10 protein-coding genes are annotated in these 8,768 nt (G+C 36.3%); 4 read left to right on the top strand and 6 right to left on the bottom strand.

What is annotated here, in order from left to right; genetic code table 11:
• Positions 1 to 471 precede the first annotated feature (471 nt).
• The 3 genes from CVD19_RS25035 to CVD19_RS21555 all read right to left on the bottom strand — a co-directional run bounded on the left by CVD19_RS25035 (position 472) and on the right by CVD19_RS21555 (position 1,951).
• Positions 472 to 648 (bottom strand): hypothetical protein, encoded by a 177-nt coding sequence (locus CVD19_RS25035; RefSeq protein ID WP_180953736.1) that lies wholly within the window; start codon positions 646 to 648, stop codon positions 472 to 474.
• A gap of 302 nt (positions 649 to 950) precedes the next feature.
• Positions 951 to 1,127, bottom strand: coding sequence for a hypothetical protein (locus CVD19_RS25030; protein WP_180953735.1), 177 nt, complete (start codon positions 1,125 to 1,127; stop codon positions 951 to 953).
• Between the two features lie 623 nt (positions 1,128 to 1,750).
• Entirely contained in the window at positions 1,751 to 1,951 is a 201-nt protein-coding gene (locus tag CVD19_RS21555) for a cold-shock protein (protein ID WP_101585246.1), read from the bottom strand.
• 396 nt (positions 1,952 to 2,347) lie between these two features.
• On the opposite strand from CVD19_RS21555, the gene CVD19_RS21550 reads away from it, so the two are divergent.
• The 3 genes from CVD19_RS21550 to CVD19_RS21540 all read left to right on the top strand — a co-directional run bounded on the left by CVD19_RS21550 (position 2,348) and on the right by CVD19_RS21540 (position 5,973).
• Positions 2,348 to 2,626 (top strand): HU family DNA-binding protein, encoded by a 279-nt coding sequence (locus CVD19_RS21550; RefSeq protein ID WP_101585245.1) that lies wholly within the window; start codon positions 2,348 to 2,350, stop codon positions 2,624 to 2,626.
• A 176-nt stretch (positions 2,627 to 2,802) separates the two neighbouring features.
• Complete coding sequence (locus CVD19_RS21545; RefSeq protein WP_101585244.1) at positions 2,803 to 3,090, top strand: hypothetical protein; 288 nt, start codon at positions 2,803 to 2,805, stop codon at positions 3,088 to 3,090.
• Between the two features lie 588 nt (positions 3,091 to 3,678).
• Positions 3,679 to 5,973 (top strand): M14 family zinc carboxypeptidase, encoded by a 2,295-nt coding sequence (locus tag CVD19_RS21540; protein WP_101585243.1) that lies wholly within the window; start codon positions 3,679 to 3,681, stop codon positions 5,971 to 5,973.
• A gap of 235 nt (positions 5,974 to 6,208) precedes the next feature.
• On the opposite strand, the gene CVD19_RS21535 is transcribed toward CVD19_RS21540, so the two are convergent.
• Positions 6,209 to 6,409 carry a hypothetical protein gene (locus CVD19_RS21535; RefSeq protein WP_257985234.1) on the bottom strand — a complete coding sequence of 67 codons (201 nt, stop codon included), beginning with the start codon at positions 6,407 to 6,409 and terminating at the stop codon, positions 6,209 to 6,211.
• A 616-nt stretch (positions 6,410 to 7,025) separates the two neighbouring features.
• Complete coding sequence (locus tag CVD19_RS21525; RefSeq protein WP_101585240.1) at positions 7,026 to 7,592, bottom strand: hypothetical protein; 567 nt, start codon at positions 7,590 to 7,592, stop codon at positions 7,026 to 7,028.
• Between the two features lie 355 nt (positions 7,593 to 7,947).
• Between CVD19_RS21525 and CVD19_RS21520 the strand changes: the two genes are divergently transcribed.
• Positions 7,948 to 8,271, top strand: a complete 324-nt coding sequence (locus tag CVD19_RS21520; protein WP_101585239.1) for a hypothetical protein — start codon at positions 7,948 to 7,950, stop codon at positions 8,269 to 8,271.
• Positions 8,272 to 8,330: 59 nt separating this feature from the next.
• Here the strand turns inward: CVD19_RS21520 and CVD19_RS21515 are convergent, their stop codons facing one another.
• The gene (locus tag CVD19_RS21515; RefSeq protein ID WP_101585238.1) at positions 8,331 to 8,567 is read right to left on the bottom strand and encodes a hypothetical protein; all 237 of its coding nucleotides are present in this window, start codon (positions 8,565 to 8,567) and stop codon (positions 8,331 to 8,333) included.
• Positions 8,568 to 8,768: the final 201 nt, after the last annotated feature.

The raw sequence follows: 8,768 nt of genomic DNA, 5'->3' as shown, positions 1-8,768 counted from the left end.
CATTGGATATTTGCCCTTTTAAAGAACAGAACTACTTTCCAGGATATAGTATAGAAACAACATCTAACTAAATAACGTAAAACCTTCCATTTCAGAAAATAAGAAGGTTATTTGGTATACCCTTTTTTAGTATATCACGATGGATTTCGAACTTTTAATGAAAAATATTGACAAACTATTAGCTGGTTTAGCTACAAGAAAAAATACGTTGCATTCTGAAGGCAACGTAACCAAAACTATATAAAGTTGACTAATTTATCCTTTGAACAATAACTACATTGCTTAACTTCTCTTTTGATACCGCCTTTTTTCTTAGATTTATTACAAATCTGATTGACCTGCTGCCTTGGTTGAATATTCAAAACCACAGAAAGGCAATCATCAATATCACTTGTACAGTTTAGGAAGTTTTGTATTTTTTCAGTATTAGTCACTATATTATTTGTACTTTTTTCTTATTTGGGCTAGAATTTATTCTTTATTAAAAAAATCAAACAGGCTAGTATTTATTCCATTTAAATTACCACCTATAACGTCTAACATATCAATAATTTGAGCTAGCCAATATGCAATGCAAACTGAGCTAATTGCTATTACAACTAGGGAAAACACTTTTATAACTTCTAATGTTTTGTTGTCTGTTTTCACTTTTCCACCCTTTTTCCTTTCTTTTTTAAAATCTATGCTTAATTTCGACTCTATGCTATATAAACCCTTTTAATTAAATGCATTATTTTTCCATATACCTTCTTCAACAAAACTGCCCGTTTGTTTAATAAAGGAATTCAACAAAAAGGTGGTTAATCCTTCTGGGATTAACGCACCCTATAGTTTAAGTGGAAACCTTCACACTAACTAATCCTAAAGTGTGTTTTTCTAGAATCAGGTACAATAAAAAAGCGCCTTCTTATTCAAGAAAAGCGCCCGTTTGCGGAAATCAAACTCCCTGTTTAAAAAGGGATATTTTGAAAAAGTGAAATGGTTAGAACTAGTGTTAGTATAGAACCTGCGAATGTTAAAGTTATTATTTTTCGTTTTCTCTGTTTTTTTTCAGGTTTTAATAACTCTTGGATTGCTACAAACCATATAACAAAAGAAGCTAAGGAAGCGAAACCAATAAAAGACATATTTTACATCCCCTCTCTTTTATTTAAAATTTTAACACATTTAATCAACAATTCACCCATGAAATTACTCAACAAAATGGCCCTTTAGTTGAAAAGCTGATTTGCCTTCTTATCATCTTCTAATGACTCTTGTATAAGCTCTGTTAGTTTATCTTCGTTGTCAATTTCACTCAAGTTTGGATTTTTACGTTATATTTTTATAATGAATGTTTAATAAAGGAGGAAATGAAGTTGAGACAAATGATTAATAACCTGATATGGCCTCATGCTTAGGCTCGATTAATTGTTCTTCTATCTTAACCGTTAGCTTAATAAGAAAAAGCTCCGCCTGTATATGCAAGTAACCGTCGCTAGGTCGCTAGATAGAGAAGAAAATGTCACTTTATTGATTCCTATCATTTAGATTGTGAATTGAGAGAATCCTCTATTTACCCTTAGTTATATCTGTTGCTGATTAACAAACTGAAATTAGGCTATTCACAAATTATATGTTACACTTTGTTTACCATTTGCTTTACTGTTTGCATATTCCCTACTCATCGTGAGTGGGGTTTTTTATTTTTTTTGACTTAAATAAAAAAACAGACTCTCAAGTATCAGAGTCTGTTTATACATTCTTATCATTAAGCTTTACGTACGTTAGCAGCCTGTGCACCACGTTGACCTTGTTCAACGTCAAAAGTCACTTCTTGACCTTCATCTAATGATTTGTACCCTTCACCTTGAATCGCTGAGAAATGAACGAATACGTCTTCTCCGTCTTCACGTTCGATGAAACCGAAGCCTTTTTCGCCGTTAAACCATTTTACTTTACCTTTTTCCATTTTTGTTGCCTCCTAGTGTGTTATACACACAATGTAATACTACCCTTGCTCTCAGTGATCATCAAGACGAAAAGTTGTTACTTATACTATCCTTTACACCGAACAAAAATAATTCCTCTTTAGGATAGCATCTATTACAAGTGTTTGCAATGATACGACACGGGTATCCAAAATATGCTCTCTATATGTGTCAACTAACCTGTCCTTTAGTTTGAAGAAGTAAATTGTTTTATTTATTTTCAAATTGACTAATGTTGATTACTAGATCTGATTTAGTGATTTTAGCGAGTAGTTCAGCATCTGATAAGGATTTGAGTTGCGAGCTCATGTACGCTATGTTAAAACTAAGGTACGCCCCCCAGGGGATTGTAAAGTCTTTAAAGGAGTGTTAATAAAATGAATAAAACAGAATTAGTTAATCAAGTAGCTAAAACCGCAGAACTCTCACAGAAAGAAGCATCCAAAGCAATAGACGCAGTCTTTGATACCGTTTTGGAAGCATTGAAAAATGGTGATAAAGTTCAATTACTTGGCTTTGGTAACTTTGAGGTACGTGAACGTGCTGCACGTACGGGTCGAAATCCACAAACTGGGGAAGAAATTCAGATAGCAGCTGGAAAAGTTCCTGCTTTTAAGGCTGGTAAAGCCCTTAAAGATGCAGTAGCTGGAAAGTAATTTTTTAAATGTTAGAGACTTGAAGAATGTAAAAAAGTCAGTACCATATATGGTATTGACTTTTTGCTTGTTGTAAAATCTACCTGTATGATTTTTAAACTAACCTGAACGTTAGTCGGAGAACAACATTGGAATTTTATGTTTAAATATAAGTACTTAGAAAGGAGGGGAATATATTGTATTTTCCATCGAAAAAAGACCTATGGATGGCAATTATTATTTGGACGTTCATATTTCTTTTTATTGTTCCACCGATTTTCCTTCCTGGTTTTGGCGTGTATATGTTACCTAAAATATTGGACACCGGATTAATAAGGATACTGATTGCATGTTTTCCCATGAATATGTTGTTGTGGATTTGGTTAAAAACTGGTTACACAATTAAAGATTTTGTTGTTAACATCCAATATGGTCCTATTAAAATGACAATAAAAATGGAACAAATTGGGGTAGTACCAGCGTAGCTGTCACCACCCGCAAACGTATGGATTAGATTGGAAATTTATTCATTGTCTCGTTATATTCGAACTAGTATAGTGGCCCAGATAGTTACGTTCTATGGTGTATTTCATGATTGGTCTTTCAAATAGTTTTAAATAGTTTCTCGGTATTTTTTTCAAGGCTCAATTCTTACTTCAGATTGCCCCGAATCAGGTGCTAACACAAATGAATACGATTGTCTTTACGTTAAGAATAATTCTCCTTCGTGGTATCTTTATATTTATAAAAGATTTATTTACTTCCTACATATATCTCATTCCATTGATGTGAAATATTACATATAAGAAACAATAGTTTCATAGGCACAAGGAAATACAATATTTTTTCTTGTTCCTAGCGTCCCATACTTTCCTCCTAAACTTATCTAAATTATCTGATAATTCTTAGTATAACGTTTATTTCTGTATTATACTTTCGGTAGGAGATTACCTATCTTGAAGTAGGAATAGGACAAGATTAGGTTCCTCCTAGTTTGTATATGGGGGTGACATATCAATATTTCTATCAGTAGAGTGTAGGTTAGAAAAATTTGATTGGGGAGTAGATAACTTTTGAAGAAGTTAATGGTTGTGTTTCTGTCTTCTGCTTTACTTTTAACAGGAATGCCAAGTGCAATTGCAAATGAAAGTTCAGAAAGCAATAAATCCTCTAATTACCTTCAACTAGAAGAAAAGCAGCTCGTTCGGATACTTATCCCAGGTACGCACATTTACAACGCTATGCAAGATGCTGGGTACGATTTTGCTGGTGGATTTGAACGTGTACCAAATGGAATTGAAGTAGATGCCATACTTACGAAAAAAGAGCTCGATTCCTTACCAGACCTCGGTGTAAGTCTAGCGGAAAAAACATCAAAAGCTCGAATCTCAAAGCAACAAGCTCCTAAAATACAAGAAGCGCAAGAAGAAGACACAGTAGTAATTGGACGCGTCGATTGGTTTACAACAAAAGGTCAAGGATTTTTGTCGGTGGAAGCTAAGTCCTCTGCGAAGAGTAATGCGGTTTTAACCCTTTCATGGGGAGATGGATCCCAGGAAATGGATTCATATGTTGATTCTGGCGAATACATGTACCATCGCGTACTAGCCAAAGTTGATGGTCCAAGACCAGATCGTATTACTGTCACCAGTTCACTGGGAACAGAAGAAACAGCAGCGGTTAATGACTGGCTAGCAAATCCAGAGAATGACATTGATCGTCCTGGATATCAGAGTGGTTTCTTCGATGAATATAAAAACCCAACAGAACTCTTTACTCGTATAGATGAGCTTGCGGAAGAATATCCGGAACTCACAGAAATTGTCGAATTACCTTATCGCACAAATGGCTACCGACGTCATGCGCAAGCCCAGTTCGGTAGTGGGAATAGTACCTTTTATGTGACGTCCAATGCGTATGGCCACGAAGGTGGCAACGATATTAGTTTAACCGTTGTTAAGGATGCCGACAGTCCAACTATTTCTGTTAATGGCAAGGACATTACGGTGCATATAGCCGATGATACGACTGCAAAAGAATTGGTCGATGTGATTAATGCCGATTCGGTCGCAAACAAGTTGGTAAAAGCAAACCTATATCGTGCTACGAATGGCACCGGCGTGGTAGACGAGAGACCTAAGACGCAGTTGGATGACTTTTTGGGCGCCCCTGAAGAGATTTCTCGCGATCCGTTCCCGATGCGCGCACTCCGGATTGGTAAGAACCGTGACGGCTCCAAACCTGGTGTTCTGATTGTCGCTCAAGACCATGCGCGGGAGTGGGTAACTCCGCTCGTTGCTTTGGAATCTGCGGAACGGTTACTCGCAAACTACCAGAAAGACGCAAAAACTCGCCAGATTGTTGATAATGTCGATATACTAATCATCCCATCCAATAACCCTGATGGCGCTCATTACAGCTTTTTTGATAATAATAGGCAACGACGTAATATGACCAATCATTGTGGCCCTGAAAATTCTGATCCAGGACGGAGAAACAACTGGGGTGTAGACTTAAACCGTAACTATTCCATCGGTTCCGTTCATGATGGCTTCACTGGCGGCTCACTATTATGTACTTCTGATACTTTTGCTGGACCGGAAGAATTATCTGAGCCAGAGGCAAAAAATGTTGTTTGGCTAGCAGAAAACTATTCGAACATCAAATTTTTCATGACGATCCATAGCTATGGTGGCCAACTATTCTGGCAACCAGGTTCTTACAAAGCTGATGGCAGGGTAACAACACCACGTCCACCACTAAGAGATGAGCAGTATTATTGGCAAATGGCCGAAGAAATATTGTCCTCTGTTAAGGGACAGCGCGATACGGTCGTTCAGCCTCGAAATGTAGGTGGTTCTTCCGATGTTCTTTATTCCTCGGCGGGTAACGTACGTGAGGAATTATACAATAACTACGGTATTTATGCATTTGGTTGGGAAGTTGGCGGTGAACAGTGGAATACAGAACAACAAAGCTGGCTAGCACCTGGAGGATTCCAACCAGTGTGGAAAGAAGCGAATCAACAGTACATGGAATATGCAAGTGGCGTCATGAAAATGTTTGAATTGGCTATGGAATACGGCAAAGATCATAATCCAGCAAATACAAAATTGATTAGCGAGCAACAAGCGGATGGCACGTATCATGTAACGTTCTCACTTAGCGAACCAGCCACTGTCTATTACACGACAGATGGCAGTAAGCCAACCTATGATTCACCGACCTATGAGCCGCCCAATATTCGTGAACCAGGAGAAGTTTTCGAAATTACAGAAGATACAACTTTCCGATGGTTCTCTAAAGATGTCAAAGGTAATGTCGAGAACAGGAAAAAATTCACAGTTAAAGTGAACAATAAGAAGTAATCAAAAGCGCAAATAGGAGCCAATTCTGGTAGGTTAATAGTCTCAATGAATCTATTAACCACTAGGATTGGCTCCTTTTGAAGTATGTTATTCAATTAACTGCGTAAGCATATTACTGGCAACATCAATGTTCACCTCGTGAGGTACTGGCTCAGGTCCGGTCTGCATTTCGGTGTGAAGTTCTACAATATACCGGACAGATGATGCCTGAAGTGCAAAACCAAGGTCCATGTTTCTATAGGATTTCCATCACCACCAGTGTGAGGAGCATAAGCCTTTGGCCGCCTGACATGGTGAACTGCTCAATGTCGGGGCTCAATCGTTCGATTGAATCGGCTTCCTCTTTTAAACCAGCTAGATCGACTTCCCACGAAAAATGTCCTGCACCAGCAAGAATTGCCCCGTCCTTCATCGTTGTAAAGTGTTCTCTTCTGATTATTCCGGCCTGCCTGTAACCGTGATAAACACTTGTCTAAATTCAAGTGTTTACTCTATATTTCATTGCTGACCGCTGTTCTTAAGAGGCATTTGCATACCCTGCTAATTAAAATAATAAAATTTTTTTATATTGATAGTATTAAAATGAACGGTTTTATTATTGCTTCGTTTCGACACACTTAATGGTTTTCTTACAATAAAAGAGAAGCCTTTCATCCCAAAGAAAGGCTTCTAAATTTTGAGTAAGCAAGCTAGTCATAATATCCATTTTGATACATCCACTATCCAATATATCAATTTGTTACCTTACAGCGTTTACAACGAGAACTATTTCTTGCATTTGGTTCTTGTTGCTAACTGCATCCATTCTAACATTTCCACCAAACAATACATGAATTACAATAAAAACTCTTCTTGAACATAAGCAGAGTTTTTCCGTAGATTTTTCCTCAGCTGTAATGTGGTTTTTGTCATTTATGCAAATACTTTTTACCACGCTCCCCTGCTGGTTATTAGTTTGCTATGTATTAAATTTTTCAAGGTAATCTGTTGAAAGAGCATTAGTATATCTCTATATTTCATCCAACTAAAGGTGATGATATATATACTATCAGCTAATTAGAATTGGATAAACGCTTAGCACCATTATGTGCCGCTTTGAAAAAAGGATTAAACGCCTTGTGATCATGAGGCAAGTATTGAACTGTGATAGATTTATGCGGAAATCTTTGTTTCTTTCCTACATATAGAGATATTAATTCCGATTGAATTTTTATCAGTGAGGGATTCTTTTTGAATTTGGTGTCCCGATTTAGATATTCCTCTATTTGTCGAATATCTGAGTAAATGATGACATTTTTACAACTAGCCGCATACTTTTCAAAGTGGGTTAATGCAAAGATAATTGCTTTAAACTCCCCAAAAATGTTTTTGTTTACACAATCCGATGGCGGATAGACCAATTGTTGCTTAACCTGTACCTTTCCGCTATGCACATAACAGCATGCAACTGACATAAGATGACTCTGGTTATTCATTGACATGTCGCAATAGATAAATAACGAATCCTCACAAAAGTATTGTTGATAAACCATATCTTTAAGCTCGATAGGTACGTTCTGGCTATATTTCGGCCAAAAGTTTGGTTTTTCTACTCGTTTTGAATTTCCTTTGAATCGCATATATTCTACTTCCCCTACCCATATTTTGATACTTCTCAGCGTGTTAGTTATCGTTCAATACCATACTGATTCACTATTATTTCCTTTATGATTAAAACTAATCTTCATTTAACAGCGTCCTTAAATTTGAATGACTTTTTTAAATCATTATTGAAAATGAAGCATGAGAATAGGCCTCTCTCTTCATTCATTTATCCCAACATCGCCGTTTATTAATTCCCATTTATGTTCATAAAAGCGTATTCCACTTTACTTTAGATCATAATTTAATCATAAAATAGGCATCCAGAAGATGTATCCCTATCTCTGCATTTGGCTATAACATTAATAGCTAAATGAAATTGGGGAGATTTTCTTGAGAGGAATCTATTTTATAAATAACAGAATTAGTTTAAATGGTTTGTCTTGGGAGGATAGTTTTAAATTACAGGAAGAGGAACTTTTACGGTATATAGAAAAACAACAGATACAGATAGTAAAGTTAGATCCCTATCAAATTTACAGACATTATACGATTCTTCATGCCTTACTTTACGATTTAAAGCAGGCTAGGGCCCAGTTTGATTGCCTCACTATATATTCTCCTGAGGTTATAGAGGATTTTGTATATGCATACCCAGCACGTTGGTTGTTAATAAAGAGTTATTTTGAACAAACTATTCCATTACATTCACAATAATTACTGCTTTTTAACGAATAATGAATGAATTCCAAAGTTACGTTAGTATATACCTCCAATTAACGTATATCGTTTGATACTGCTATTTCAATCCATTTTGTATCCACAGCATTCCAGTCGAATTCAGCAATATTATTATTTTCTTGTAACCATTGGACCTTTTCTTTTAGATACGTTTCATCAACAAAATACTCAACTACACCGTATAAATAGGATGGTTTTTTTCTACTAAACTCTAACTCGAAAATCACACCGGCTGGTTTAATCTTGTTTTCCTCTTGCAGCCCTAACAGCAATCCAATCCTATCTTTTCTTATGCCTGTAATGTAAGCATCTCAAGACTAAAACAAAAAAAGTCAAAAAATAGGGAGTTATACATATTATACATGACTAATATGTATCACTCCTTTACTTCATGTTCAATAATCGCGCCTGTTTGCGGAATTATGAGGAATACTGAGTAAACAAATCACATCCACTAATTATTTCATCGGTTG

The organism is Bacillus sp. T33-2 (genome assembly GCF_002860205.1).
Classification (GTDB): Bacteria; Bacillota; Bacilli; order Bacillales; family Cytobacillaceae; genus T33-2.
This window is presented reverse-complemented; position numbering and strand designations above follow the sequence as displayed.

Excerpts from the sequence above, each read along its gene's own strand:
- CVD19_RS25030 (WP_180953735.1), bottom strand. The coding sequence starts at position 1,127 with ATGTCTTTTATTGGTTTCGCTTCCTTAGCTTCTTTTGTTATATGGTTT.
- CVD19_RS21555 (WP_101585246.1), bottom strand. The coding sequence starts at position 1,951 with ATGGAAAAAGGTAAAGTAAAATGGTTTAACGGCGAAAAAGGCTTCGGT.
- CVD19_RS21550 (WP_101585245.1), top strand. The coding sequence starts at position 2,348 with ATGAATAAAACAGAATTAGTTAATCAAGTAGCTAAAACCGCAGAACTC.
- CVD19_RS21525 (WP_101585240.1), bottom strand. The coding sequence starts at position 7,592 with ATGCGATTCAAAGGAAATTCAAAACGAGTAGAAAAACCAAACTTTTGG.